Below are 25,107 nucleotides of genomic sequence, written 5' to 3' on the forward strand. Positions count from 1 at the left end.
AACATTTTCCTTCTCTAGCGAGAGTTTTGCGAAGGAATTTTTCACTCCTTAACGTCTCGTAGGCTGATCGGCTGTGAACGAGGCGGATCTGGTGATCCTGGGCGCGGGCCCCGCCGGGCTGGCCGCCGCCTGGTGGGCCGCCGAGCGCGGCCTGTCGGTCGTCGTCCTCGAGCGCGCCGGGCACGTGGGCGGGCTCTCGGCCGGATTCGAGGTCGCCGGGGTACGCGTGGACCACGGCAGCCACCGCCTCCACCCGGCCACCCCGCCCCACCTGCTGGCCGCCCTGCGCAGGCTGCTCGGCGCCGACCTGCAGCTCCGGCCGCGCAACGGGCGGCTGCGGGTGGCCGGGCGCTTCGTCGGCTTCCCGCTCCGGGCGGGGGAACTGGCGCGGCGCCTGCCGTACCGGCTGCTCGCGGGGGTGGCGCGCGACGCCCTGACCACACGGCGGGCCGTGGCCGACACCTATGCCGACGTCTTGCGCGCGAGCCTCGGACCGGCGCTCTACGGCGCCCTGTACGAGCCCTATGCCGTCAAGCTCTGGGGGCTGCCCGGCGAGGAGATCGACGGCGACCAGGCGCGCAGGCGGGTCACCGCCGACAGCCCGTGGAAGATCGCGCGCCGGGTGCTCGGCGGCCCGGGCAACGGCCAGGGCCGCGTCTTCCACTACCCCAGGCGCGGGTTCGGCCAGATCGCCGAGGCGCTGGCCGACGCCGCGGCCGAGGCGGGCGCCGAGATCCGGCTCGGGGTCGCCTGTACCCGCGTGGCGGGCGGTGTCGTGCACGCCGGGGAGGAGATCCGGGCCGGGCACGTGTTCTCCACGATCCCGATGCCGGCGCTGGCCGGGCTGGTCGAACCCGGGCCTCCTCCCGGCGTCCTGGAGTCGGCCGGTCGGCTGGAGTTCCGCGCGATGGTGCTGGTGTACGCGGTGCACGAGGGCGGCAGGTGGAGTCCGTACGACGCCCACTACCTGCCCGACCCGAATACCCCGGTCACCCGCGTCTCCGAGCCGGCCAACTACCGGGTCAGCGCCGCCGATCCGGTGGACCGGAGCGTGCTGTGCTTCGAGATCCCCTGCCAGGTGGGGGACGCGATCTGGACATGCGACGATTTTTCCGGACTTATCCGGGAGTGTCTGGAGTGCGCGGGGTTGCCGCGGGTCAATCTCGCCGGGATCGAGGTACGGCGGCTGCCGCACGTCTACCCGGTCTACCGCACCGGCTACGCCGCGCACCTGGCCGGGCTGGACGCCTGGGCCGGCGGGGTGGAGGGCGTGACCACGTTCGGCCGGTTGGGGTTGTTCGCCCACGACAACACCCATCACGCCATGGCCATGGCCTACGACGCGGTCGCCGCGCTGACCGGCCGGGGCTGGGACGCGGCCGCGTGGTCGGCGGCCCGCGCCCGCTTCGCCCGGCACGTGGTCGAGGACTGACCTTGGCCTCCGCGGCGTCAGGTGTTGAGTTCGCGGTGCACCGCGGGGATCACCTTGCGCAGGTAGCGGCCGAGCTTGACGAACGACTCGCCGCTGCGCCGGAAGGAGTACCGGATGGGGACCTCCTGGTAGACGAAGCCCTTGGCGAGCAGGTCGAGGGTCAGGACCTGGGCGTAGTTGTAGTCGTGGATGACCTCGGCGGCCCGGACGGCGGCGGGGGAGAAGGCGCGGTAGCCGCTCTGGCCGTCGGTGAGGTCGCGGCGGCGGGTCAGCCAGCGCACCCACGCCGTCAGCACCCGGTTGCCGAAGCGGCGGTGGGGGAGCATGCGCTCGATCGTCCCGGTGAAGCGGGAGCCCACGACATAGTCGGCCGCCCCCCGCAGGATCGGGGCGGCCACGGTTTCCAGGTCCTCGGGGAAGTACTCCAGGTCGGCGTCCAGGTAGACGGCGGCCGCCGGGTTCCTGGCGGCGGCCTCCTTCAGGCCCCGTCGTACGGCGGCGCCCAGGCCGAGGTTCTCCGGCTGGGGGAGGACGGCGGCGCCCGCCTCCGCCGCGCGCCGGGCGGAGGCGTCCGTGGAGCCGTCGTCGATGACCAGGGTGATGACGTCGTGGCCGGCGACGCGGGCGGGGATGCGGGTGACGACCTCGCCGATGGTGGTCTCCTCGTTGTAGGCCGGGATGAAGACGACAATGGGGTCATCCGCCGAAATTTCCGGACTTGACGGTCGAGGTGGCAGGCGGCGCGGCAGGCGGAATCTCCCGAAATATCCGGGCGATGGGGTGAAAAGCGAGGGAACCCCCACCCCCAGCGCGTAGGCCGTCTTCACCGCGTGCGTGAGCAGGGCGACCGCGAACGCCTGCCCCGCCGGCGCGCCCAGGGCCACCAGCGCCGCCGTGGCCGCCGCCTCGTACGACCCGATGCCGCCCGGCGTCACCGCCACCGTCTGGGCCGCGATCGTCACCGCCGTCACCGCCACCGCCTCGGCCGGCGACAACGCCACCCCGCCCAGCCTGGCCACCTCGAACACCACGGCCGCCTCCAGCACCCAGGCCACCAGCGCGCACCCGGCCACCAGCCCGATCCGCGGGCGCGGCAGCCGCCCTCTCCAGAGGAACGCGGCGCCCATCAGCACGGCCAGCACCCCCGCCACCGGCCACAACCACCACCCGGCCAGCCCGGTCACCAGCGCCGGCGCCGCGACCAGGGCCAGCACCAGCACCGCCAGCAGATCCGCCGACCGCACCGCCACCACCGAGGCCACCACCGAGGCCACCACCGAGGCCACCACCGAGGCCACCACCGAGGCCACCACCGAGGCCACCACCGACCCGGCCGCGAGCGGCGCCGGCCCGCCCGCGGTAGGCACTGCCCGGCCCGCGGTAGGCACTGCCCGGCCCGCGGTAGGCACTGCCCCGCCCGCGGGCGGCCTGGTGCGGCGGAGCACCGAGGTCACCCGGAGCGCCTCCCCAAGCCGGAACGGCAGCACATGGTTGCCCAGCAACGCCACATGGATCGCCGCCCACGCCTGCCCGCCGGGCAACCCGGGCAGCACCCGGGTCCAGGACCACGCGCGCAGCGCGAACGCTCCGCCGTACAGCAGCAGGGCGAGCGCGAGCCCGGCCGGGTCGGACAGCAGCGCGCGCCCGGCGGCGGCGAGGTCGGCCCACGAGACGACCCGGGTGAGGTACCAGCACGCGATGACCAGCACCACGACACCGGCTAGCCGCCGGACCCGCTTGGCGAGGTTCGTCATAGGGCACCTTTATGACGGAAAGAAGTGAGGTTAGGCTACCTTTACCCAGCAGTTCGGGCAGGGGCCAGGGAAAGGGACACGCGTGACGGTTGTCGTGACCGGGTCCGCGGGCTTCATCGGCCGGGCGCTGACCCGAGCACTGCTCGCCGCGGGCCATCAGGTGATCGGCGTCGACCGGCGGACGCAGCCGGCGCGCCCCGGCCTGACCGTGCTCACGGCCGACCTCCTCGACGACGACGGCCTCGTGCGGGCCGCCCTGGCCCGGGCGGATGCCGTCTACCACCTGGCCGGGCGGCCCGGCGTGCGCGAGACGGGCCCCGGCGTGGCCCGTCTGCGGCACCGCGACAACGTGCTCGCGGGCGCGCGGATCCTGGCCGAGGTCCCCGCGAACGTGCCCCTCGTCGTCACCTCCTCCAGCTCCGTGTACGGCGGCGCCCGCCACGGCCGCCCCAGCCACGAGGACGACACCCCGCGCCCGGCGGGCGGCTACGCCCGCAGCAAGCTCGCCCTGGAACGCCTGTGCCGGAGCCGCCCGGTCACCGTGGTGCGCCCCTTCACCGTGGCCGGCGAGGGGCAGCGGCCGGACATGGCCCTGGCGGTCTGGCTGGACGCCGCCCTGCGCGGGCATCCCCTGCGCATCCTGGGCTCCCTGGACCGCACCCGCGACGTCACCGACGTCCGCCAGGCGGCCGCCGCCATGATCGCGCTGACCGGCGTGCCCGGCGTGGTCAACCTCGGCACCGGCCGCGGCCAGAGCCTGCGCGCGATGACCGCGGCCGTGGCCGAGGCGACCGGCAGGGAGATCCGCCACGCGCTGGAGCCCGCGCCGCCGGTCGAGCCGGGCGACTCGCTGGCCGACACCCGCCGCCTGCGCGCCCTGCTCGGCTGGACGCCGGAGACCGACCTGCTCGACGTGGTCCGCCGCCAGCACGCCGCCATGACCGGACGGGCGCTGGTGGCCGCGCCATGACCACGGTGAAGGCGCCTGCCGCCGCGGGCCTGCGCTCGGCCACGGCGGTGGTGGCGCTCGTGGCGATCGCCGCCGCCGCCTCGGGAATCGGGGTGCGCTCGACGTTCGGCGCCCACGTGGCCGTGGACGAGCCGCAGTACCTGCTCACCGCCCTGTCCCTGGCCGAGGACCTGTCGCTGGACATCTCCGACGAACTCGCCGAACGCCGCTACGTGCCGTGGGGCGGTGAGGAGCTGCCGGTGCAGACCGAGATCCTCGCCGACGGCTCCCAGATCAGCCCGCACGACCCCCTGCTGCCGGTCATCCTGGCGCTGCCGATGCGCCTGGGCGGCTGGGTGGCGGCCAAGGCCACGATGGCGTTGCTGGCCGGGGCACTGGCCGCCCTCACCCTGTGGACGGCCGTGCGCCGCTTCGCCGTACCACCGAAGATCGCCACGGCGGGGGTGGCGGTCGCGGCGGCCAGTGCGCCTCTCGCCGTGTACGGCCAGCAGATCTACCCCGAGCTCCCGGCCGCCCTGGCCACGGTCGCCGCGGTCGCGTTCCTGGACAGGCGGCCCTGGTGGTTCGCGTGGGCGGTCATCGCGCTGCCGTGGCTGTCGGTCAAGTACGTGCCGGTGGCCGCCGCGCTGGCCGCCGTGGGCCTGTGGCGGACGCGGTCCAAGACGCTGCCGGTGTTCTTCGCCGCGATGGGTGTGGTGTATCTCGCCGCGCACCGCTGGATCTGGGGCGGCTGGACGGTGTACGCCACCGGCGACCACTTCCAGCGCTCCGGCGAGTGGGGCGTGATGGGCTTCGCCCCCGACTACGCCGGCCGCGCGCTGCGCCTGGCCGGGCTGATGGTCGACCAGGGGTACGGCCTGGCCGCCTGGCAACCGGCGTGGCTCCTGCTCGTCCCGGCCGCCGCCCTGGCCCTGCGCGACCGGCGGCCGGAGCTGCTGGTGCCGGTGGCGGCCGGCTGGCTGACGGCCACCTTCGCCGCCGTGACCATGCACGGCTTCTGGTGGCCAGGCCGCCAGCTCGTCGTGGTGCTGCCGCTCGCGCTCATCCTGATCCTGTGCCGGCTGGACCGCGCCTGGAAACAGGCCGCCGCCGGCGCGCTCGGCCTGGCCGGCGTGGTGACCTACGCCTGGCTGGCCGCCGACGGCCTGGCCGGGCGGATCACCTGGGTCGCGCGCTTCCAGGAGGTCGCCTCGCCCGTCTACCAGGCGGTCAAGGGCGTCCTCCCCGACTACCGCCGGCCCGGCTTCTGGCCGCTGCACGTGGCGTGGCTGGCGGTCTTCGTCCTGTTGTTCCTGCTCAATCTGAGGAAGTCACATGCGTAGGCTGATCGCTGCGGCGCTGGTTCTGCTGGCCGCGACCGCGTGCGGCTCCGGAGGGGCCGGAGGCTTCGACGACGGCTCGCTGGTGATCTACTCCGGCCGCAACGAGAAGCTCGTCGGGCCGCTGCTCGCCCGGCTGAAGTCCGCCACCGGCCTGGACGTCCAGGTCAGATACGGCGACAGCGCCGAGCTGGCCGCCCAGATCCTCGAAGAGGGCGAGCGCACGCGCGCCGACGTCTTCTTCTCCCAGGACGCCGGGGCCCTCGGCGCGCTGGCCAAGCAGGGCGTGCTCGCGCCGGTGCCGCAGGAGGCGGCGGCCAAGGTGCCGCAGCAGTACCGCGGCGCCGACTGGGTCGGCGTCTCCGGCCGCTCCCGGGTGATCGTCTACGACCCGCGCACCGTTCCCGCGCCGCCCAAGAGCGTCTTCGAGCTGACCGGCCCCCCATGGAGGGGAAAGGTCGGCTGGGCGCCCACGAACGCCTCCTTCCAGGCGTTCGTGACCGCGCTGCGGGTGCTCAAGGGTGAGGACGCGGCCAGGAAGTGGCTGACGGACATGAAGGCCAACGACACCCAGAAGTTCGCCAACAACGTGGACATCCTCAACGCCGTCGACTCCGGGCAGCTCAAGCTCGGCCTGATCAACCACTACTACTGGTACGAGAAGGTCGCCGAGCAGGGCTCCATCCCCTCCAAGCTGGCCTACCTGCCCAACGGCGACCCCGGCGCGCTGATCAACGTGGCGGGCGTCGGCACGCTCAGGAACACCCGGCACGCCGAGGCCGCGCGCAGGGCCGTGGACTACCTGCTCGGCCCCGACGCCCAGAAGTACTTCGCGCAGACGACCAAGGAGTACCCGCTGGTCGCCGGCGTCGCGCCCGACCCCGGGCTGCCCAAGCTGGACGTGCTCAAGGGCCCCGCCATCGACCTCGGCAAGCTCGAGTCGCTGGAGCAGACGCTGAATCTGCTCCGGGACACGGGCGTCGTGGACTGATGTCCCGCGGGCGCATCCCGGCGGCGCTGCTCGTGCCCGCCCTCCTGACGGCGGCGCTCTCGCTGGCGCCGATCGCCTACCTGCTCGTGCGGGCCGCGGAAGGGGGCCTGCCCGCCGTCGCCGCCGTTCTCCTGCGCCCGCGTACGGCGGAGCTGGCCCTGCGCAGCCTCGGCCTGGCCGCGGTGGTCACCCTCGCCTGCCTCGCGGTCGGGATCTCGCTGGCCTGGCTCGTGGTCAGGACCGACCTGCCCGGCAGGAAGGCGTGGGGGGCGCTGGCCGCGCTGCCGCTGGCCGTGCCGTCCTATGTGGCCGCCTACACCTGGGTAGCCGCCTTTCCCGGCATCTCCGGCTTCTGGGGATCCGCGCTGGTGCTCACCCTGTGCGTCTACCCCTACGTCTACCTGCCGGTCGCCGCCGCACTCAGCCGCATGGACCCGGCGCTCGAAGAGGTCGCCCTCTCGCTCGGCCGGGGGCGCCTGGCCGTCGTGCTGCGCCAGCTCCGGCCGTCGGCGGCGGCCGGCGGGCTGCTGGTCGCCATGTACGTGCTGGCCGAGTTCGGCGCCGTCTCGATCATGCGCTTCGACGTCTTCACCACGCAGATCTACACCGCCTACCGGGCCAGCTTCAACCGCACCCCGGCCGCCGTCCTCGGGCTCGTGCTGGTCCTGATCACCCTGGTGATCGTCCTGGCCGAGGGCCGCTCGCGGGGCCGCGCCGCCTACGCGCTGCGCGGCGCCCCCGCCCGGCGCCGGGTCACGGTCCGCGCCTGGAAGGCGCCCGCGCTGGCCTGGACCGGGCTGGTCGCCGCGCTGGCCGTCGGCTTCCCCCTGGCGGGCATCGGGTACTGGCTGGCCGCCGGCTCCTCGCGCGGCCTGGACGCCGCCACCCTGGTCTCGGCCACCCTGTCCACGCTGGGCGTCTCGGCCGCCGGCGCCCTGATGACGGTGGCGCTGGCCGTACCCGTGGGGATCATCGCGGCCCGGTACGCCGGGCGGCTGTCCCGGTTCACGGAGCAGGCGGCCTATGTCGGGCACGCGCTGCCGGGCATCGTGATCGCGTTGTCGCTGGTCTTCTTCGCCGTCCGCTACGCCTACCCGCTGTACCAGCGGTGGCCGCTGCTCGTCCTGGCCTACGCGGTGTTGTTCCTGCCCGCGGCGGTGGGGGCGGTGCGCGCCTCCGTCCTGCAGTCGCCGCCGGTGCTCGAAGAGGTGGCCCGCTCGCTCGGGCGCGGCCCGCTCGGCGCGGTGCGCCAGGTCACGCTGCCGCTCGCGCTGCCCGGCGTGCTGGCCGGGACCGCGCTGGTGTTCCTGACCGCGATGAAGGAACTGCCCGCCACGCTGCTCCTGCGCCCGACCGGGATGGAGACGCTGGCGACCCGGCTGTGGACGGAGACCGGGTCCGGGTCCTACGCGGCGGCCGCGCCGTACGCCGCGCTGCTCATGCTGCTGGCGGCGGTGCCCGGATTCCTGCTGGGGAGGCGAGCGACATGAGCGGGGTGAGCGGGGAGGCGAGCGACATGAGCGGGGTGAGCGGGGAGGTGAGCGACATGAGCGGGGTGAGCGGGGAGGTGAGCGACATGAGCGGGGTGAGCGGGGAGGTGAGCGACATGAGCGGGGTGAGCGGGGAGGCGAGCGACATGAGCGGGGTGAGCGGGGAGGCGAGCGACATGAGCGGGGTGAGCGGGGAGGCGAGCGACATGAGCGGGGTGAGCGGGGAGGTGAGCGACATGAGTGGGCTGCGCGTGCGCGGGGTGCGCAAGGCGTTCGGCGCGACACCGGTGCTGCGCGGCGCGGCGCTCGAGGTCGCCGACGGGGCGCTGGCCGCGGTCCTGGGGCCCTCGGGGTGCGGCAAGACGACCTTGCTGCGGGTCGTGGCCGGGTTCGAGCGCGCGGACGCCGGATCGGTGCGGATCGCCGGGAGGGAGGTCGGCGGGCTCGCCCCGGAGAAGCGCCGGGTGGGCATCGTGCCGCAGGAGGCGGCGTTGTTCCCGCACCTGTCGGTGGCCGGGAACGTGGGCTTCGGGCTCGGGCGCCGCGCACGCTCGGCCGAGGTGGCGGCTCGGGTGGAGGAGTGCCTGGAGCTGGTCGGGCTCGGCGGGTACGGCACGCGCATGCCGTACCAGCTGAGCGGGGGGCAGCAGCAGCGGGTCGCGCTGGCCCGCGCGCTCGCCCCGCGGCCCGGCGTGGTCCTGCTCGACGAGCCGTTCAACGCGCTGGACCGGTCGCTGCGCGGGACCGTCCGCGACGACGTGCGCGCCGCGCTGAAGAAGGCGGGCGCCACCGCCGTCCTGGTCACCCACGACCAGGAGGAGGCGCTGTCGATGGCCGACACGGTGGCGGTCATGCGCGACGGCGTGATCGTGCAGCAGGGTACGCCGGAGGAGCTGTACGCCCGGCCGGCCGACCTGGGGGTGGCGACGTTCGTGGGCGAGGCGGTGGTGCTGGCGGCCTCGGCCGCGGACGGCGTGGTGGTGTGCGCCCTCGGCTCCCTGCCGGACTCCGGCGCGTCCGGCGTGGGGCACGTGGCGGTGCGGCCGGAGCAACTGGTGCTGTCTCCCGGTGGCTCCGGGGTGGTGGAGCGGGTGGAGTTCTTCGGCCACGACGCCGCGATCACGGTGCTGCTGCCGGACGGGGGTTCGGTGCGGGCCAGGACCCGCGGCGTCGGCCACCGGCCGGGGGATCGGGTCGAGGTACGGGTGGAGGGACCTGTTCTCTTCTTCGCCGAATGAGTCCGGTAGCGTGCGTGCCATGGGTGAGTTCGTGCGTGTCGAGGTGGCCGACCAGATCGCGACGATCAGGCTCGATCGTCCCAAGATGAACGCCCTCAACGGGCAGGTCCAGCAGGAGATCGGGGAGGCGGCGCGCCTGGTCGACGCCGACCCCGCGGTGCAGGCCGTGATCGTCTACGGCGGGGAGCGCGTGTTCGCCGCCGGGGCCGACATCAAAGAGATGGCCGACATGTCTTATGCCGATATGTCGGCCCATTCGCGGACATTGCAGGATTGCTTTACCGCGGTGGCGCGGATCGGCAAGCCGGTGATCGCGGCGATCACCGGTTACGCGCTGGGCGGTGGCTGCGAGCTGGCCCTGTGCGCCGACTTCCGGGTGGCCGGGGAGAGCGCGAAGCTGGGCCAGCCGGAGATCCTGCTGGGGATCATCCCCGGCGCCGGAGGCACTCAGCGGCTGCCCAGGCTGATCGGCCCGTCGAAGGCCAAGGACCTGATCTTCAGCGGCCGGCACGTGAGCGCCGCGGAGGCCCTGTCGCTCGGCCTGGTGGACAAGGTGGTGGCCGACGACCAGGTCTACACCGCCGCCCTGGAGTGGGCCGCGACCTTCGCCGGCGGCCCGTCCGTGGCGCTGCGCGCCGCCAAGCAGGCCGTGGACCAGGGCCTGGAGGTGGACCTGGACACCGGTCTGGAGATCGAGCGCCTGCAGTTCTCCGGCCTGTTCGCCACGGAGGACGCCAAGACCGGGATGCGCGCCTTCGCCGAGAAGGCCAAGCCCAAGTTCACCGGCCGCTGAACCGGCGCGGCACGACCTCCAGCAGCGACCGCAGCAGGAGCCCCGCGGTTTCCGCGGACACCTCGCCGGGGGTGTTCACGATCTGGGCGGCGAGCCCGTCCACGAACGTGTGCAGGATCGCCGCCCAGAGCTCGACATGGGGATCGGGGTGCGGCAGCGCGGCCGCACCCGGTTCGCGGACCGGCTCGTCTCCGCGGATGACGGCGATGACCTGGCGATACAGCGCCCGCTGGTCGTTCCACGTCGCGGAGCCGCCTTCCGGCGGGTGCTGACGCTCCCATTCCACGATCGCCGACCAGAGCGCGTACTCCTCGCGCCGCTCCGCGTCCAGCGGCAGCATCTCCTCCACGATGCCGGCGATCTGCTCGATCATCGACCCCTGGTTCCGGGGCCGCTCCAGGCGGGCCATGACCCGCCGGCGGAGGGTGTCGTTGGTGGCCTGCACGACATACGCCTGCAGCTCATGCTGATTGCCGAAGTAATGCCGCAGGGACCCGGTGGACCAGCCCGCTTCGGCGGCGACTCCGCGCACGGTCACGCCGCTCAGCCCTTCCCGCAGGATCACCTGGATCGCGGCCTCGCCGATCTCCGCCCGCCGCTGGTCATGATCAACGAGTCGAGGCACCTCCACATGTTAGCACGGGCGTGTTACTTTAATTGGCACGGGTGTGTTATTACGACTTGTCGGCTTCCAGGGGGAGACGGATTTGTCGATCGAGACGATTGGCGCGGTGCTCGGACTGGCCCTGCTCGACACGCTGAGTCCCACCGTGATCGGAGTGACGCTGTTCCTGCTGCTGGCCAGGCCGCAGCGGGCGGGCGCGCTGCTGGCCGCCTACCTGGGGTCGGTGGCGATCGCGTACTTCGGCTTAGGCGTCCTGCTCATGTTCGGCCTGGGCGCGCTCGTGCCCGCCGTCGACCAGATCGTGTGGGCCTGGGGGCAGGGCGCCCTCGGCATCGGGCTCATCGTGGGGAGCTACTACATCCCCGCCAAGAACCCGGAACGTGCCTCCAGCCGGCCCCAGTCCTTCACCATGCGCGCGATGCTGCTGCTCGGGCTGGGGACCTGGCTGTTCGAGTTCGCCACCGCCGTGCCGTACTTCGGGGCGATCGCCATCATGACCTCGGCCGGCCTGGCGCTCGCCCAATGGGCGCCGCTCCTCGGCGTGTACGTGGCCATCATGGTGCTCCCCGGCGTCCTGCTCTATCTCGCCTGGCTGGCGCTGGGCGAACGGATGCGCGCCCGGTTCGAGCGCTGGCAGGAGAAGCTCGCCTCCGGCTCCCGTACGGCACTGAGCTGGATGATCTGGATTGCGGGCATCCTCATCCTGCTCGGGGCGGTGGACACGCTGTTCCCGCAGGTGGCCGTGGTCACCCCGTGGGGACAACGTTCCTGAAGAAGTGGCGGATGTCGGCCGCCAGCGGGCCGGGCGCGGCCATGGCCAGCATGTGGCTGGGGTGCTCGAGGTCGTTCCAGTGGACGATGCGGTTCTTGCGCTCGGCGATGCGCCGGAAGGCGGCGGAGCCGCCATGGGAGACGCCGGTGGGGACGCGGTCCTGGTCGACGGGCAGGCCGGCGGCGCCTTCGTAGTAGGTCCACGAGGAGGAGGCGCCGGTGCCGGTCAGCCAGTAGATGCTGGCGTTGGTCAGGATCAGGTCGCGGGCGATCGGCTCGTCCTCCGAGCCCCAGCCGTCGAACTCCTTGAAGCGCTCGACCAGGTACGCCAGCTGCGCCACCGGTGAGTCCGCCCAGCCGTAACCGAGCGTCTGGGGCCGCGCGGTCAGGTAGGGGGCGTACGAGCTGCCGCCGGCGCCGCTGAGCATCTCGGTGACCCAGGACAGGCTCGCCCGCTCCTCCTCCGACAGCCCTTCCATGTCCTCGGGGCCGGTGGGCACGCCGAGGCCGCCGGTGAGGTGCACGCCGGTCACGTGCTCGGGGAACAGGGCGCCGAGCTGCGCGGAGACCAGCGCTCCCGCGTCGTTGCCGTGTGCGCCGTACCGCTCGTAGCCGAGGCGGTTCATCAGCTCGTCCCAGGTGCGCGCGACCCGCTCGAGACCCCACGGCCGCTCGTCCGCCGGATCGATGGGCGAGAAGCCGAAGCCGGGCAGCGACGGCGCTACCACGTGGAAGTCCTCCGACAGCGGGCCGAGCAGGTCGGTGAACTCGGCGATCGAGTTGGGCCAGCTGTGGGTGATGATCAACGGCTGCGCGTCCGGGTTGGCGGAGCGCACGTGGAAGAAGTGCAGGAGCTGGCCGTCGATCTCGGTGGTGAACTGCGGGAAGGTGTTGATCTTCGCCTCCCAGGCCCGCCAGTCGTAGCCGTCGACCCAGTGGGCGGCCAGCTCGCGCAGGTATGCGACCGGCACACCGCGGCTCCACTCGGCGCCGGGGAGCCGGACGGGCCAGCGGGTGCGAGCCAGGCGGTCGCGGAGGTCGTCGAGGTCGGCCTGCGGGACGTCAATGGTGAAGGGCTTGATCATGTGTCCCACGGTAGACCCGAATGCGGAAAGGTTCGTTCCGCATTCGCAGAACTCCATCGTGGACGATCGCGACCGGGATCGAGTAGCGTGCCCACTGTGCGCACCCTTAGCCGGCTGAGTGTCGTCGCCCTCGGCCATCTGGTGGAGGTGCCCCTGCACACCTGGGAAATGCGCCGCATGCTGCGGCAGAACCGAGCGGGCTGGACTGACCTGTCGGTGCGTTGACCGACCAGGTCGCCCTGAGCGGGGCGGCGTTCATCACGCAGGTCCAGGGAACTCGGAGACATCATGACGACAGTGCTGTGCGTGCCCCAATGGCAGGGATCGGCTTCCGGCAAGGCCGCCCTCCTGGCCCCGGGAGCACACCGGACCGCGGAGCTCGTGCGAGCGGGCACCGTGGTGACGGTGCCGGTCGCAGACGGGGGCACCGGCATCGTGGACGGCGTCCGCGCGCGTGACGCGCTGGCCGCGAACCTGAAGCTGACCGGCGAAGCGCTGGCGGAGATCGACGATTTCGTGATCACCGTGGGCGGCGACTGCGGGGTGGACATCGCGCCGATCGCCGCGGCCCGCCGGCGCTACGGCGACCGGCTCACGGTGCTGTGGATCGACGCGCATCCAGACGTGTACGGCCCCGGCGAGCTGACGTCGGGCGCCTTCCACGGCATGGTCGTGCGCACGCTGCTCGGCGACGGCCCCGCCCTGCTCACCCCCGCACCGACCCTGACGCCGGAGCAGGTCGTCCTCGCCGGAGTCAGGGCGGGCGGCGCCGGCGAACGCGACTACCTCCGCAAGACCGGCCTGCGGGTGCACGGCCCCGACCACCTGGAGAGGGCGTTCGACGGCCTCTCCGGGCCGGTGTACGTCCATGTCGACCTGGACGTCCTCGAACCCGCCGAGTTCGGCTCGGTCTGCTACCCCGAGCCGGACGGCGTCCGCCCGTCCCTGCTGATCGACCTGATCTCCCGGCTGGACGACGTCGTCGGCGCCGCCATCACCGAACACGCCCCGGCCGGCGACCATCCCGGCGAAGCCGAGATCATCCGGCGCCTCGGCGCGGCGCTCCGCCGGTGACCGCCTACTGGAACACCAACGTCGCCAGGCATCCCGGCATCCTGCGCTTCGTCCCCGACGGTTGCGGTCAGGCGCTGGACGTCGGCTGCGGGGACGGCCTGCTGGCGGGGAAACTGGCCGGGCGATCGCGGCGGGTCACGGGCATCGACCTCTCCGCCGAGATGATCGGCCGGGCGCGTGCCCTCGTCGGCGACCGGACGGACATCACCCTCATCGAGGGCGACTTCCTCACCGAGGACCTCCCCTCCGAGGGATACGACTTCGTCTGCTCCGTCACCACCATCCATCACATGGACTTCGAGGCGGCCCTGACCCGGATGCGCGACCTGCTGCGGCCCGGCGGCCGGCTGGTGGTCGTCGGCCTGGCGCGGGACGTCACCCCGGCCGACTGGCTGATCAGGATTCCGGGGCTGCCCGCCGTATGGATCATCAAGAAGGTACGGCGGGCGAAGGCGCCGGAAGGGATGCCGGGTAGGCCGGCGGACATGGGGTACGCGGAGGTGCGTGCGGCGGCGCGCCGGCTCCTGCCCGGCATGCGGTATCGCCGCCATCTTCTGCGCCGATATTCGATCTTCTGGGAGAAGCCGAAAGCGCCCTCGATGCCGGTATGGTGACGGTTCATGATGCGCGTCCTGGTTCCTGTCCGGCTGCGTAGGGCCGTGCGAGGCTGGTTTGATTCCCGCTACATCTCGGTCGCCGACCATCGCCAGGACATCAAGGACGCCCTCTGGGAGGTGCAGACCCTGCGCCGCGAGGTCGTCACCCTCCAGGAGGAGGTCAGGCGGCTCACGACCCAGGCGGGCGACGCGCACCGGCTGTCCAGGGAGACGGCCGACGCCATGGACCACGTCCTGCAGAACGAGGTCCTGGTCTGGCAGGCGATCGACGGGCTCAAGGAGCGGTCGTGAGGGTGTCCTGGGATGGGGCTCGATTAGCGTTCCGGCTCGACCCGGAGGACGAGATCACCGGGCGGGCGGCCGACGCGCACCCGGTCAAGCTGCGCATCGCCGAGTGCGCGATCGGAGGGGTGCCGGACGACGCGCATCCTGACCTGTTCGCGGTGGCCGCCTGGACGGTGGTGGCGCCCTGGACCAGGAAGCGGATCACCTTCGATCGGGCCGTCTCAGAACGGGTGGCCGAGGCGCTGCACGACGGGTGGGGCGTCGAGGCGGAGCCGGTCCGGGCCGAACCCCGCCGGCAGGGGCGCGTCCTGGCGATCTCCTACAGCGGCGGAGCCGACTCGGTGGCCGCGGCGGCGATCTTTCCCGAGGCGCCGTTCGTGCACTTCAGGCGGGCGCCGCACCCGAGAGTGCCGAACAGGTGGACGCACTATCGCGCCGACGTGGTGGCCGAGCTCGCCAAGAAGACGGGCAGGGAGCTCACGACCGTCACCTCCGACCTGGAGTTCACGCTGGCCGAGCCGCGCCCCGGCTACCCGGAGCACCACGCGGTCGCCGCGGGAGCGCTGCTGCTGGCCGATCGGATGGATCTCGGCGGGCTGGCGTTCGGGTACGAGCTGGGCTCGCGCTGGCTGGGCGGGGACCGGTACCTGCTGCGGTTCACGCCGGACAACCCCATGTGGGCGCCGCACGGGCAGTGGGGGCGGCTGTTCGCGGCGGCGGGGGTCCCGATCGTGTTGCCGGTGGGCGGCGTGAGCGAGGCCGTCACGATGCGGCTGGCGCTCGGCTCCGAGCTGAGGGACCAGGTCAGGTGGTGCCTCCAGGGCACCGACGGGCCCTGCCGTACCTGCGGGAAATGCCTCTACAAGGAGATCATCCAGGCCGCCGTGGAGCGGCGCCCGCTCGACACGCCGCTCACGGCCGACCGCGCCGTGGTGCGCAAGTGGCTGCGCAGGCCGCCTTACGGCGGCATGGAGATGATCGAGTACGGCCTGGCCCGCATCCCCGGTGTGGAAGAGTCGGTGCTGGCCGGAGCGCTGGACCACTTCGCCGCCACCGAGGCGTCCACCGGCTGGCTGGAGCACTGTTACCCACCGGCGCTGGCGGAGATTCCCGAGCCGTGGCGGGAGCCGGTGAGTGCGTTCATGGCGGACAACACGGGGCTGATGACCCCGGCGCAGGCGCGGCGCGTGGAGGAATGGGGATCGTGAAGGTCTACCTGTCGGTCGACATGGAGGGCGTGACCGGGCTGACCGACCCGGAGGAGATGCACGCGGGCAAGCGTGGGTACGAGCGCGGGTGTGAGCTCATGACCGCCGACGCGAACGCGGCGATCGAGGGGGCGTTCACGGCGGGGGCGGGTTCCGTGCTGGTCAACGACGCGCACGGCTCGACGAAGAACCTGCGGATCGATCTGCTCGACCCGCGGGCCACCCTGATCAGGGGGCCGGGGAAGTCGCAGCGGATGGCCCAAGGGCTCGACGGCTCCTTCTCGGCCGCCTGTTTCGTCGGCTATCACGCGCGGGCCGGGGTGCCGCACGGGGTGCTCAACCACACCTGGATGGGCAAGGAGATCCAGAACGTCTACCTCAACGGCGAGGTGTGCGGGGAGACGCGGATCGTGGCCGCCTGCGCCGGGTTCCACGGGGTGCCGGTCGTGCTCGTCGCGGGCGACGAGGCCGTGGGGGAGGAGGCGCGGGAGCTGCTCGGCGACGTCGAGACCGTGGCGGTCAAGAAGGGCATCGACAAGTTCTCGGCCGAGCTGCTGCCGCCGGTCGTGGCTCAGGAGCGGATCCGGGAGGCGGCCCGGCGGGCGCTGACCCGGTTGCCGGACTTCTCGCCCTACGTGGTGGCGCCGCCGTACACGCTGGGGGTGGAGTGGAACTCCACGGCCATCGCGGCGGCCGTGGCGCTGATCCCGGGGGTGAAGACGGCGGGGACGCGGCACACCGAGTTCACCACCGACGACTTCACGCAGATCATGGCGTTGTTCGGGCTGTTCGCCACCATCGGCGGGCAGGTCGCGTGCGGTAGCGGTCCTTACGGATGAACGCGCTCACCCGGCGCGGGCTCCTGGTCGGGATCGGCGCGGCCGGGGGCGCCGGGGCGATGTACGCGGCCATGGGGGCGCTGGGGCTGGCGCCGGCCGAGCAGAGCAGGGCGTTCACGCCGCCGGCGCCGGGCGACTTCGCGCTGAGGGGGAAGGGCTCGGCCAGGGTCGTGATCGTCGGGGCCGGGGTCGCCGGGCTCACCGCGGCCTATGAGCTGGGGAAGGCGGGCTACGACTGCACGCTGCTGGAGGCCGGGGAGCGTGCGGGCGGGCGGAACCTGACGTTGCGCGGGGGCGATCGGGTGAGCGAGACGTCGGGGCCCGCGCAGGAGGTGAGGTTCGGGGAGGGCGTGTACTTCAACGCCGGGCCCGGGCGGATCGCGCCGTGGATGCTGACCATGGACTACTGCCGCGAGCTGGGCATCCCGATCGAGACGTTCGTCAACAACAACGCCCATGCCTATGTGCATACGAAGGGGCGGACGGTCCGGGCGAGGGCCGCACGTGCCGACATGTACGGATATATCGCGGAACTCCTGGCTAAAGCGACGAATGTCGGGGCGCTTAACCGGACGCTCACCAAGGACGACAAGGAGCGGCTGCTGGAGTTCCTGCGCCGCTTCGGGGATCTGGGACCCGCCTACGAGTACGACGGCTCCAGCCGCCGCGGTTTCGTGAAATATCCGGCGGTGACCCGCGGCCTCCCCCTCGACCCGCCCGGCACCCTCCACCAGATCCTCGCCGCCGCCACCGGCCGCGCCATCACCAACGACTTCGGCTACGACCAGGCCACCCCCATGTTCCAGCCGGTCGGCGGCATGGACGCCATCGTGCGCGCCCTCACCGCCGCCGTCGGCCCCGGCCGCATCAGGACCGGCGTCCAGGTCACCGGCATCACCACCCGCGAGAACGACGTCGAGGTCACCTGGAACGGCGGCACGCTCACCGCCGACTACTGCGTGGCCACCCTCCCGCCGCACATCCTCGCCACCGTCCCGCACAACCTGGGCGCCGCCGTACAGACCGCCCTCAAGACCCCCGTCCCGGTCGCCGCCGGCAAGATCGGTCTGGAGTACGGCAGGCGCTGGTGGGAGATCGACGACCGGATCTACGGCGGCATCACCGAGACCGACCTCGACATCACCCACATCTGGTACCCGTCCCACGACTACCACGCGCCCCGCGGCCTGATCGTCGGCTACTACGCCAGCGAGGAGCAGGCCGAGCTGTACGGCGCGCTGTCCCCCGAGGACCGGCTGCGCCGTGCCCTGACCCAGGGCAAGAAGATCCACGGCGAGAAGTACCGAAGCGAACTCCTGAGCAGCGTCTCCATCGCCTGGGAACGCCGCCCGCACATCCGGGGCGGCTGGGCGCGCTGGCCCGCCTTTGATTCGTCCTTCACTCTTCTGCAACGCCCCAGCGGAAGGGTTTACTTCGCGGGTGACTGGCTCACGTACTTGATCGCCTGGCAGGCGGGGGCCATGGAGTCCGCGCGGAATGCCGTCACACAGCTGCATCAACGAGTGCTGCAGTCACCGTAGTGACGGGGGCGTAGGGTCCTGAGGATGGAAGAGACACTGCTCTGGCAGCCCGCGAACACGCACCGCGAGCTGCTGGCCGAACCGGTGGCGACGGCGCTGCGGGAGCTCGGCGACGACGTCCGGGTCGCCGCGATCGACCCGGACCTGGCCGACACGGCCGCGTTCTGCGAGAAGTACGGCGTGCGCCTCGACGAGTCGGCCAACTGCGTGATCGTCGCGGGCAAGAGAGGCGGTGAGGTGCGATACGCGGCGTGCATGGTGCTGGCGACCATGCGGGTGGACGTCAACGGCGTCGTCCGCAAGCACCTCGACGTCCGCAAGTCGAGCTTCGCGCCGATGGCCGAGGCGGTCGAGCTGACCGGCATGGAGTACGGCGGCATCACCCCGCTCGGCCTGCCGGCGGACTGGCCTATCCTGGTGGATTCGAACGTGGCATCGCATAACAGGGTCGTCATCGGCAGCGGCGTACGCAGGTCCAAACTCGCCGTCTCCGGGGCCTTCCTGGCTGGGCTGAAGGGCGCTGAGGTGCTCGACCTGGCTACCGGAGCGTAGGAGCTCTGACCGGAGAGAGCGAGGGCACCAATGCCAACGGAGGTCAGAGCGGACGCGACCATCAAACACTGAGACGTATTCGAGACCGTGGAATGGGAAACCGATGGGGCGGATCCAGACGTTGTACGAGTGGGAATGTGGCCCCATGGTTCATCTCGTGAGCGGGGATTAAGCCGGTATGGTGCTTCATGCCATGAACGATGACCGACTTGGCCCTTACCGGCTGCTCAGGCGGCTCGGTGAAGGCGGAATGGGCGTTGTCCACCTGGCTGTCGATCAGCATGGTCGGCAGGTGGCGGTCAAGGTCCTGCGTTCCGAGGTCGCCGGCGACGAGGTCGCCAGGCGGCGGCTCTCGCGCGAGGTCGAGACCATGCGGCGCGTGCGCAGCAAGTACATCGCCGAGGTGCTCGACGCCGATGTCACGGGTCATCGGCCCTACATCGTCACCCGTTACGTCGCCGGCCGCGCGCTGGACGAGATCGTCAAGGACGACGGGCCGCTGGAGCTGCCCGCCCTGCTCACGGTCGCGCACGGCGTGGCCTCGGCCCTGGCCGCCGTCCACTCCGTGGGCGTGATCCACCGCGACCTCAAACCGGGCAACGTGCTCATCCTCGACGGCCAGCCGGTGCTCATCGACTTCGGCATCGCCCAGGCCGTCGACGCCACCCGGCTGACCCAGACCGGCATGTTCATCGGCACCCCCGGCTACCTCGCCCCCGAGATCATCGAGGGCTCGGAGGCCGGGCCCGAGGTCGACGTGCACGCGTGGGCGGGCACGATCCTTTACGCGGGCACCGGTCAGCCGCCCTTCGGCAAGGGCACGCTGGAGATGATCTTCTACAACATCACCGCGGGCAAGGCCGACGTGAGCGCGGCGCCGCCGGTGCTGCAGCCGCTGCTGAAGGCGGCCTTCCAGCGGAACCCGGCCAAGCGCCCCAAGGCGGCCGAACTGGCCGAGCAGACCGCCCGGCTGATGCCCAAGTCGACGCGGATGATCCCGGACGAGATCTCCACCGTGCCGCGCACGGACCAGTCCGGCACGGGGGACATCCCCACGCCCATCCATCAGCATCCGCCCGCCCAGCAGTACGTCTCGCTGCTGCCGGACGGGAGCGGGCCGCTCCGGCCGGGCGGGCAGGGTACGGCGCCGCCGTTCCAGAACCCGGCCCCGCCGGCCCAGGGCACGGCCCCGCCGTTCCCCCAGCCCACCCCCGGCCAGCAGGGCACCCAGCCCGGTCCGGCCCAGCAGGGCACCCCGCCGGGTCCCGGGCAGCAGGGCACCCAGCCCGGTCCCGGGCAGCAGGGCGGCCCATCGTCTCCGGGACAGCCCGTTCCAGGGCAGCAGGGCACGCAGCCCGCCACGGGCCAGCCCGCCTCCGGGCCCCAGGGCGCCCCGCCCGCCGCAGGCCGGCACGGCACCCAGCCGGGCCAATCCCAGAACCCGGCGCCCGGCCAGGGATCCGGCCCGCATGCCCCGGGTTCCTACCAGCGCGGCCCCGATCAGGGGTATCAGGCGCCGTCTCAGGGGGACCCGTGGCCCACGCGCCGGGTCACCTCGGAGGAACTGCGCCAGATGCAGGAGGGGCCCAGCGTCCCCTGGCCGGGCCAGGGGCAGGGACAGCAGGGGTGGAACAACAGCCACGGCTACGCCCCAGCCCCCCGCGAGGGTGACGTGCCCACCAAGCGCGTGCGGCCGGAGGCGCCGCCGCCGTACGTGCCGGTGCAGGCGCCGCCGCAGCCCCAGCAGTACGCGCAGGACCCGGTGACCCGGCGCGAGCCGTACATTCCGGGCGCGCGGCCGGGGCAGATGCTGCAGCGTTCCAAGGCGTACGGCGTGGCCGGGGCGATGCTGCTCGTCATCATGATCGTGCTGGCCGCGCTGGCCCCGGTGCTGGTGGCGGTCGTGGCGATCCCGGTGGCGCTGCTGCTGCGCGCCGCCGACCTGGCCCAGTCGGAGCTGGTCTCGCGCCGCTCCACCGGTGCCGCCGCGCTGGACGTGCTGCGGGTGTTCGCCCATCCGAAGGCGCTGGTCAAGTCGGCCGGGATCACGCTGGCCCTGGTCCTCTACGCGGCGATCCTCGGGTTGCCGGTGACGTTGCTGCTCACGGTGCTGGGGCAGAGCACGCCGGAGAACGCGCTGGCCTGGGGCGCCGCTGTCGCCATATGGACGATTTGCGCCGGCCCGGGTGTCGAGGGACCTGGCCGTCAGATGCGCAGGACCCTCGCTTCCCTCGTACCCTCGAGAACAGCGGCCATGGTGATGGCCGGAGTGTTCGCGGCAGGGGCGGCGCTCTCACTGGTACTCGCGGTCGGCACGTTCACCACGAAGCCGACTTTGCGCGCAGTATGGAGTCCAGTGGACGTGCAACCGCTGAGGCAACAGCTCAACGAACTGAAGAAGCCGGGGGGATGATGCAGGGAGCCAGGCGATGAGCACGCAGGTTCCAGAACGGCTCGGGCCGTACCGGCTGGTCAGGAAGATCGGCGAGGGCGGCATGGGCGTCGTCCACCTGGGCATGGACGGCGACGGCAGCCAGGTGGCCGTCAAGGTGCTGCACCCGCACGTCGCCGCCGACCTCAAGGCGCGCGACCGGCTCACCCGCGAGGTCGAGACCATGCGCCGCGTGCGCAGTTCGCACGTGGCCGAGGTGCTCGACGCCGAGCTCGCGGGCGGCCAGCCGTACGTCGTGACCAGGTTCGCGCCCGGCCGCACGCTGGAGGACACCGTGCTGGCCGACGGCGCGCTGCGCGACTACGACCTGGTACGGCTGGCGCGCGGTCTGTGCCAGGCCCTGGTGGCGATCCACGCGGCCGACGTGATCCACCGTGACTTCAAGCCGTCGAACGTGATGCTGGTGGACGGGGAGCCGCTGGTCATCGACTTCGGCATCGCCCATCTGGTCAACGCCACCCGGCTGACTCAGACCGGGATGTTCGTCGGCACGCCGGGCTACCTGGCGCCCGAGATCATCCGCGACTCGGAGATCACCCAGGCGGCCGACGTGCACGCCCTGGCCTCCACCGTCTTCTTCGCCGCGACCGGCGTGCCGCCGTTCGGCACCGGCACGTTCGAGGCGGTCTGCTTCAACATCATGGAAGGCCGCGCCCAGCTCGACAAGGCGCCGCTGTGGCTGCGCGGCTGGCTGAGCCGGGCGCTGCAGGTCGACGCGCGCTCGCGGCCGAGCGCGCAGGAACTGCTGCGCATGGCCCGGGTCCTGGACCCGACCAAGACGGCCTTCCACGAGATCCCGACCATGCCGCCCAAGCCGAAGCCGAAGCCGACGGGCACCCGGGTCTTGTCCGGCCGGGACGCCTACTCCGACCTGCTGCCGCCGGTGGACTACGCCCAGCCGGCGCGCAAGGAGAAGCCCGCGCGGAAGGAGAAGCCGCCGCCCGCGCCCCGCATGCAGCCGCCGCCTCCCTACATTCCGGCGCCGGTCGCCGCCCAGCCCCGCACCGACCAGCGGGTCGCCGGGTACCCGACCCCGCCCCAGGTGCGGCCTTACACTCCGCCTCCGGCGCCCCAGACGCGGCCGGGCGAGCGGAAGCGGTTCGTCGTCGGCAGCCAGTTCGTCGGCCTCCTCCTGCTGGTCGCTCTCACGGCGCTGACGGTGATGGTCCCGGTGGCCGTGGGCGCCACGGCCATCGCGCTGGCGGTGGTGCTGCGGGTGGGCGAGTACCTGTTCGGCGAGATGGTCAACCGCCGCAGGACGCGCGGCGGCGGCAGTTCCGCCGACCCGCTGCTGGCCATCGTCGGCACCCCGTGGGCGCTGGTGAAGGCGGCTCTGGTCACGCTGGTCCACGTCCCGCTGGCGCTGGCCTTCGGCGCCATCGTCTGGGGCGTCCTGCGCTGGGGCGGCGGCATGGGCATCAACGCGGCCGCCGCCTACGCCGCCGGCGCCTTCACGCTCGGCCTGTTCGTGCTGCCGGGCGGCGGCGCCCCCCGCAAGGCGGTCACCCGCAGCCTGACCAGCGTCCTGCGCACGCCCGGCGCCGCCCTGGTGGCCACCGTGACGGTGGGTACCCTGGCCTTGTTCGCCGTCATGTTCGCCCTCAGCCAGAAGACCATCTGGATCCCCTGGGAGGCGCCCTCCAAAGTGATCGACCGCCTCACCGCCCAGGCCCAGGACGGCGCCCTCAGCCTCCTGTCCGGCTTGGCCGACGATCTGCTCAAAAAGACGGGGCTGGGCTTCCTGTCACCCTGGTCCTGAGTGTCCCGGTCCCTCGGCCGGGGGAGAAGGAAGGGTATGAGCGAGCAGCTAGGTCCGTATCGCCTGCTCTCCCGCCTGGGGAGCGGCGGGTTCGGAGAGGTGCATCTCGCGCTCGACCAGGAGGGCCGCACGGTCGCGGTCAAGATCCTGCATCCGCACGTGGCCGCCGACGGCGCCGCCCTCACCAGGCTGGCGCGCGAGGTCGAGACCATGCGCCGGGTGCGGGGGCCGCACGTGGCCGAGGTGCTGGACGCATCTTTAGAGGTCGAACGGCCCTACCTCGTGACCCGCTACGTCCAGGGGCGGCCCCTCTCCGCGGTCCCCGTGCCGGTGGCCGACCTGCGGCTGCTGGCCCGGGGGCTGGCCGGGGCGCTGTCGGCCATGCATGAGGCCGGGGTGATCCACCGCGATCTCAAACCGGCCAACGTGATGATGGCCGACGGCGAACCCGTCGTGATCGACTTCGGGATCGCGTGCGCGCTGGACTCCCTCTCCGTGACGGCCTCGGGCGCGGTGATCGGGACACCGGGCTACCTGGCGCCCGAGGTGCTCGAGGGACGGGATGCCGGGATGGAGGCGGACGTCTTCTCGTTCGGCGCCACGCTGGCCTACGCCGCCACCGGCCGCCAGCCGTACGGGAAGGGCCCGGCCTCCGCGGTCGCCTACCGGGTGGTGCATCACGAGCCGGACCTCGACGGCGTGCCGGAGTGGCTGGCGCCGTTGCTGCGCGAGTGCCTGGCACAGGACCCGGCCGCCCGGCCGACGGCGGCCCGCCTCTGCAAGGAACTGGGCGCGACGACCTCCTCTCAGGCCCGGCACGCTCCTTCTGCCCGGACAGCCTTTTCGGGTACGGCCCAGCCGCCCGCCTTCGTCCCCGGCCGGAACGCCGACCTTCAGTCCGTCACCCGCGCCGATCCCCACGCCGAGCCCACCCGCGAGTGGCAGCCCGGCGGCAGGCGGACCCCCGAGGTGGAGCGGGCCCGGCACCGCGAGAAGGTCCGGCGCAGGTGGCTGATCGGGGCGGGGCTGTTCATCTCGCTGCTGGCCGCGGCGGCCCAGGACGGCTTGCCGCAGGTCTCCCTGTTCCTGCTGTCGGCCTTCACGCTGGGGTCGCTGGCCGACGCGGGGGTGGCGTTGTTCTCCCGGAGCCCGTTCAAGAACCGGCGGATGGTGGCCGACCTGGCGGCCATCGCGGGGACCGGGGCGCTCTGGTGGGCGATGAGCACGTTCTTCAGCCCGTTCACCCTGACGTTGTTCGCGGTGACCGCACTGGTGGTCGGCGTGGTCGTCCTGATGTCGGCCTAATCACGTTTGAAGGCGGGCCGGTGTGTGACAGGTTCCGGAACAAAGTTCGGTAAGCTGGGGCCACCTGCGAGTTTGCCCTAAACCTACTCGCGGGTAACATAGCGACCCAGAGGTCAGGGGTGACCCCTCGCTACGGTCCACCTCCGACACCTGGCAGTCTGGACACCGCACGAGCTTTTTACCGAGCTATCCGGCGAAAACGGGAGGTCGGCCACCGGCCATGAACATCGTCGTCTGCGTGAAGCAGGTTCCCGACACGGCGACCGAGCGCAAGCTGCGGTCCGATGACAAGACGCTCGACCGTGACGCCGTCGACGGCGTGGTGAACGAGCTTGACGAGTATGCGGTCGAGGAGGCGCTGAGGCTCAAGGAGGCCCATGGCGGTGAGGTCACCGTCCTCACCATGGGTCCGGGCAAGGCGACCGAGACCATTCGCAAGGCACTGGCCATGGGCGCCGACAAGGCGGTCCACTTGACCGACGACGCGTTGCACGGCTCCGACGCGCTGTCGACTTCCTACGCGATGGCGCAGGCGCTGAAGAAGATCGGGTTCGACCTGGTCATCCTCGGCTCCGAGTCCACCGACGCGCGCACCGGCGTGCTGGCCGCGATGCTGGCCGAGCGCCTCGGGGCGCCACAGCTCACGCTGGCCAACAAGGTGGACGTCGAGGGTTCCTCGATCACCGTCCAGCGCCTGACCGACTACGGCTACGACAAGGTCGAGGCCACGCTGCCCGCCGTCGTCTCCGTGGTCGAGAAGATCAACGAGCCGAGGTACCCGTCCTTCAAGGGCATCATGGCGGCCAAGAAGAAGCCGGTCGAGACGCTCGGCGTGGCCGACATCTCCGCCGACGCCGCGCAGGTGGGCCTCGGCGCCGCCTGGTCGGAGGTCGTGGAGTTCGCCGCCGCGCCGCCGCGCGCCGCGGGCACGATCGTCAAGGACGAGGGCGACGGGGGCACCAAGGCCGCCGACTTCCTCGCGTCCAAGAAGTTCATCTGAGAACGGG

23 protein-coding genes are annotated in these 25,107 nt (G+C 72.3%); 20 read left to right on the plus strand and 3 right to left on the minus strand.

Going from position 1 to position 25,107, the window contains the following annotated elements; genetic code table 11:
• Positions 1 to 73 precede the first annotated feature (73 nt).
• The gene (locus tag FVE25_RS31700) at positions 74 to 1,432 is read left to right on the plus strand and encodes an FAD-dependent oxidoreductase (RefSeq protein ID WP_219825724.1); all 1,359 of its coding nucleotides are present in this window, start codon (positions 74 to 76) and stop codon (positions 1,430 to 1,432) included.
• Positions 1,433 to 1,449: 17 nt separating this feature from the next.
• On the opposite strand, the gene FVE25_RS31705 is transcribed toward FVE25_RS31700, so the two are convergent.
• Complete coding sequence (locus FVE25_RS31705) at positions 1,450 to 3,186, minus strand: glycosyltransferase (protein WP_157250789.1); 1,737 nt, start codon at positions 3,184 to 3,186, stop codon at positions 1,450 to 1,452.
• A gap of 82 nt (positions 3,187 to 3,268) precedes the next feature.
• On the opposite strand from FVE25_RS31705, the gene FVE25_RS31710 reads away from it, so the two are divergent.
• Genes FVE25_RS31710 through FVE25_RS31735 form a run of 6 tightly spaced genes read left to right on the plus strand, consistent with a single transcriptional unit; the run spans position 3,269 to position 9,987 of the window.
• Complete coding sequence (locus FVE25_RS31710; RefSeq protein WP_157250790.1) at positions 3,269 to 4,156, plus strand: NAD-dependent epimerase/dehydratase family protein; 888 nt, start codon at positions 3,269 to 3,271, stop codon at positions 4,154 to 4,156.
• Entirely contained in the window at positions 4,153 to 5,478 is a 1,326-nt protein-coding gene (locus FVE25_RS31715) for a hypothetical protein (RefSeq protein ID WP_157250791.1), read from the plus strand. The genes FVE25_RS31710 and FVE25_RS31715 overlap by 4 nt, the downstream gene beginning before the upstream one ends.
• Positions 5,471 to 6,466: an iron ABC transporter substrate-binding protein gene (locus FVE25_RS31720; protein WP_157250792.1), complete on the plus strand. Its 996-nt coding sequence runs from the start codon at positions 5,471 to 5,473 to the stop codon at positions 6,464 to 6,466. The genes FVE25_RS31715 and FVE25_RS31720 overlap by 8 nt, the downstream gene beginning before the upstream one ends.
• On the plus strand, positions 6,466 to 7,956 hold the full coding sequence (locus FVE25_RS31725; RefSeq protein WP_157250793.1) for an ABC transporter permease: 1,491 nt from the start codon (positions 6,466 to 6,468) through the stop codon (positions 7,954 to 7,956). Before FVE25_RS31720 ends, FVE25_RS31725 begins: the two co-directional genes overlap by 1 nt.
• A complete protein-coding gene (locus tag FVE25_RS31730) occupies positions 7,953 to 9,194 on the plus strand; it encodes an ABC transporter ATP-binding protein (protein WP_246267718.1) in 1,242 nt (413 codons plus the stop codon). The genes FVE25_RS31725 and FVE25_RS31730 overlap by 4 nt, the downstream gene beginning before the upstream one ends.
• A gap of 19 nt (positions 9,195 to 9,213) precedes the next feature.
• Complete coding sequence (locus tag FVE25_RS31735) at positions 9,214 to 9,987, plus strand: enoyl-CoA hydratase/isomerase family protein (protein ID WP_157250794.1); 774 nt, start codon at positions 9,214 to 9,216, stop codon at positions 9,985 to 9,987.
• Here the strand turns inward: FVE25_RS31735 and FVE25_RS31740 are convergent.
• Positions 9,974 to 10,612, minus strand: coding sequence for a TetR/AcrR family transcriptional regulator (locus FVE25_RS31740; protein WP_181019771.1), 639 nt, complete (start codon positions 10,610 to 10,612; stop codon positions 9,974 to 9,976). The genes FVE25_RS31735 and FVE25_RS31740 overlap by 14 nt on opposite strands.
• A gap of 43 nt (positions 10,613 to 10,655) precedes the next feature.
• Between FVE25_RS31740 and FVE25_RS31745 the strand changes: the two genes are divergently transcribed.
• Entirely contained in the window at positions 10,656 to 11,384 is a 729-nt protein-coding gene (locus FVE25_RS31745; protein ID WP_246267720.1) for a GAP family protein, read from the plus strand.
• On the opposite strand, the gene FVE25_RS31750 is transcribed toward FVE25_RS31745, so the two are convergent.
• The gene (locus FVE25_RS31750) at positions 11,359 to 12,468 is read right to left on the minus strand and encodes an alpha/beta fold hydrolase (protein ID WP_157250796.1); all 1,110 of its coding nucleotides are present in this window, start codon (positions 12,466 to 12,468) and stop codon (positions 11,359 to 11,361) included. The two genes, FVE25_RS31745 and FVE25_RS31750, sit on opposite strands and share 26 nt — an antisense overlap.
• Before the next feature lie 96 nt (positions 12,469 to 12,564).
• Between FVE25_RS31750 and FVE25_RS56485 the strand changes: the two genes are divergently transcribed.
• The 12 genes from FVE25_RS56485 to FVE25_RS31805 all read left to right on the plus strand — a co-directional run bounded on the left by FVE25_RS56485 (position 12,565) and on the right by FVE25_RS31805 (position 25,100).
• Positions 12,565 to 12,693, plus strand: coding sequence for a hypothetical protein (locus FVE25_RS56485; protein WP_281367930.1), 129 nt, complete (start codon positions 12,565 to 12,567; stop codon positions 12,691 to 12,693).
• 63 nt (positions 12,694 to 12,756) lie between these two features.
• On the plus strand, positions 12,757 to 13,542 hold the full coding sequence (locus tag FVE25_RS31755; RefSeq protein WP_157250797.1) for an arginase family protein: 786 nt from the start codon (positions 12,757 to 12,759) through the stop codon (positions 13,540 to 13,542).
• Positions 13,539 to 14,156, plus strand: a complete 618-nt coding sequence (locus FVE25_RS31760; RefSeq protein WP_157250798.1) for a class I SAM-dependent methyltransferase — start codon at positions 13,539 to 13,541, stop codon at positions 14,154 to 14,156. Before FVE25_RS31755 ends, FVE25_RS31760 begins: the two co-directional genes overlap by 4 nt.
• A 6-nt stretch (positions 14,157 to 14,162) precedes the next feature.
• The gene (locus tag FVE25_RS31765) at positions 14,163 to 14,450 is read left to right on the plus strand and encodes a hypothetical protein (protein WP_157250799.1); all 288 of its coding nucleotides are present in this window, start codon (positions 14,163 to 14,165) and stop codon (positions 14,448 to 14,450) included.
• The gene (locus FVE25_RS31770) at positions 14,447 to 15,652 is read left to right on the plus strand and encodes a DUF6395 domain-containing protein (RefSeq protein ID WP_157250800.1); all 1,206 of its coding nucleotides are present in this window, start codon (positions 14,447 to 14,449) and stop codon (positions 15,650 to 15,652) included. Before FVE25_RS31765 ends, FVE25_RS31770 begins: the two co-directional genes overlap by 4 nt.
• Positions 15,640 to 16,491: a M55 family metallopeptidase gene (locus FVE25_RS31775; RefSeq protein ID WP_246267723.1), complete on the plus strand. Its 852-nt coding sequence runs from the start codon at positions 15,640 to 15,642 to the stop codon at positions 16,489 to 16,491. Before FVE25_RS31770 ends, FVE25_RS31775 begins: the two co-directional genes overlap by 13 nt.
• Positions 16,488 to 18,032, plus strand: coding sequence for a flavin monoamine oxidase family protein (locus FVE25_RS31780; protein ID WP_157250801.1), 1,545 nt, complete (start codon positions 16,488 to 16,490; stop codon positions 18,030 to 18,032). Before FVE25_RS31775 ends, FVE25_RS31780 begins: the two co-directional genes overlap by 4 nt.
• Before the next feature lie 24 nt (positions 18,033 to 18,056).
• Positions 18,057 to 18,584 (plus strand): YbaK/EbsC family protein, encoded by a 528-nt coding sequence (locus FVE25_RS31785; RefSeq protein WP_157250802.1) that lies wholly within the window; start codon positions 18,057 to 18,059, stop codon positions 18,582 to 18,584.
• A 193-nt stretch (positions 18,585 to 18,777) separates the two neighbouring features.
• Positions 18,778 to 20,997, plus strand: a complete 2,220-nt coding sequence (locus FVE25_RS31790; RefSeq protein ID WP_181019772.1) for a serine/threonine-protein kinase — start codon at positions 18,778 to 18,780, stop codon at positions 20,995 to 20,997.
• A gap of 16 nt (positions 20,998 to 21,013) precedes the next feature.
• Complete coding sequence (locus tag FVE25_RS31795; RefSeq protein WP_157250804.1) at positions 21,014 to 22,795, plus strand: serine/threonine-protein kinase; 1,782 nt, start codon at positions 21,014 to 21,016, stop codon at positions 22,793 to 22,795.
• A 36-nt stretch (positions 22,796 to 22,831) separates the two neighbouring features.
• Positions 22,832 to 24,100, plus strand: a complete 1,269-nt coding sequence (locus FVE25_RS31800) for a serine/threonine-protein kinase (RefSeq protein WP_157250805.1) — start codon at positions 22,832 to 22,834, stop codon at positions 24,098 to 24,100.
• Positions 24,101 to 24,320: 220 nt separating this feature from the next.
• The gene (locus FVE25_RS31805; RefSeq protein ID WP_157250806.1) at positions 24,321 to 25,100 is read left to right on the plus strand and encodes an electron transfer flavoprotein subunit beta/FixA family protein; all 780 of its coding nucleotides are present in this window, start codon (positions 24,321 to 24,323) and stop codon (positions 25,098 to 25,100) included.
• Positions 25,101 to 25,107: the final 7 nt, after the last annotated feature.

The sequence above is a fragment of the Nonomuraea typhae genome, from assembly GCF_009760925.1.
Classification (GTDB): Bacteria; Actinomycetota; Actinomycetes; order Streptosporangiales; family Streptosporangiaceae; genus Nonomuraea; species Nonomuraea typhae.

Excerpts from the sequence above, each read along its gene's own strand:
- FVE25_RS31705 (WP_157250789.1), bottom strand. The coding sequence starts at position 3,186 with ATGACGAACCTCGCCAAGCGGGTCCGGCGGCTAGCCGGTGTCGTGGTG.
- FVE25_RS31715 (WP_157250791.1), top strand. The coding sequence starts at position 4,153 with ATGACCACGGTGAAGGCGCCTGCCGCCGCGGGCCTGCGCTCGGCCACG.
- FVE25_RS31720 (WP_157250792.1), top strand. The coding sequence starts at position 5,471 with ATGCGTAGGCTGATCGCTGCGGCGCTGGTTCTGCTGGCCGCGACCGCG.
- FVE25_RS31725 (WP_157250793.1), top strand. The coding sequence starts at position 6,466 with ATGTCCCGCGGGCGCATCCCGGCGGCGCTGCTCGTGCCCGCCCTCCTG.
- FVE25_RS31730 (WP_246267718.1), top strand. The coding sequence starts at position 7,953 with ATGAGCGGGGTGAGCGGGGAGGCGAGCGACATGAGCGGGGTGAGCGGG.
- FVE25_RS31735 (WP_157250794.1), top strand. The coding sequence starts at position 9,214 with ATGGGTGAGTTCGTGCGTGTCGAGGTGGCCGACCAGATCGCGACGATC.
- FVE25_RS31750 (WP_157250796.1), bottom strand. The coding sequence starts at position 12,468 with ATGATCAAGCCCTTCACCATTGACGTCCCGCAGGCCGACCTCGACGAC.
- FVE25_RS31755 (WP_157250797.1), top strand. The coding sequence starts at position 12,757 with ATGACGACAGTGCTGTGCGTGCCCCAATGGCAGGGATCGGCTTCCGGC.
- FVE25_RS31765 (WP_157250799.1), top strand. The coding sequence starts at position 14,163 with ATGATGCGCGTCCTGGTTCCTGTCCGGCTGCGTAGGGCCGTGCGAGGC.
- FVE25_RS31775 (WP_246267723.1), top strand. The coding sequence starts at position 15,640 with ATGGGGATCGTGAAGGTCTACCTGTCGGTCGACATGGAGGGCGTGACC.
- FVE25_RS31780 (WP_157250801.1), top strand. The coding sequence starts at position 16,488 with ATGAACGCGCTCACCCGGCGCGGGCTCCTGGTCGGGATCGGCGCGGCC.
- FVE25_RS31785 (WP_157250802.1), top strand. The coding sequence starts at position 18,057 with ATGGAAGAGACACTGCTCTGGCAGCCCGCGAACACGCACCGCGAGCTG.
- FVE25_RS31790 (WP_181019772.1), top strand. The coding sequence starts at position 18,778 with ATGAACGATGACCGACTTGGCCCTTACCGGCTGCTCAGGCGGCTCGGT.
- FVE25_RS31795 (WP_157250804.1), top strand. The coding sequence starts at position 21,014 with ATGAGCACGCAGGTTCCAGAACGGCTCGGGCCGTACCGGCTGGTCAGG.
- FVE25_RS31800 (WP_157250805.1), top strand. The coding sequence starts at position 22,832 with ATGAGCGAGCAGCTAGGTCCGTATCGCCTGCTCTCCCGCCTGGGGAGC.
- FVE25_RS31805 (WP_157250806.1), top strand. The coding sequence starts at position 24,321 with ATGAACATCGTCGTCTGCGTGAAGCAGGTTCCCGACACGGCGACCGAG.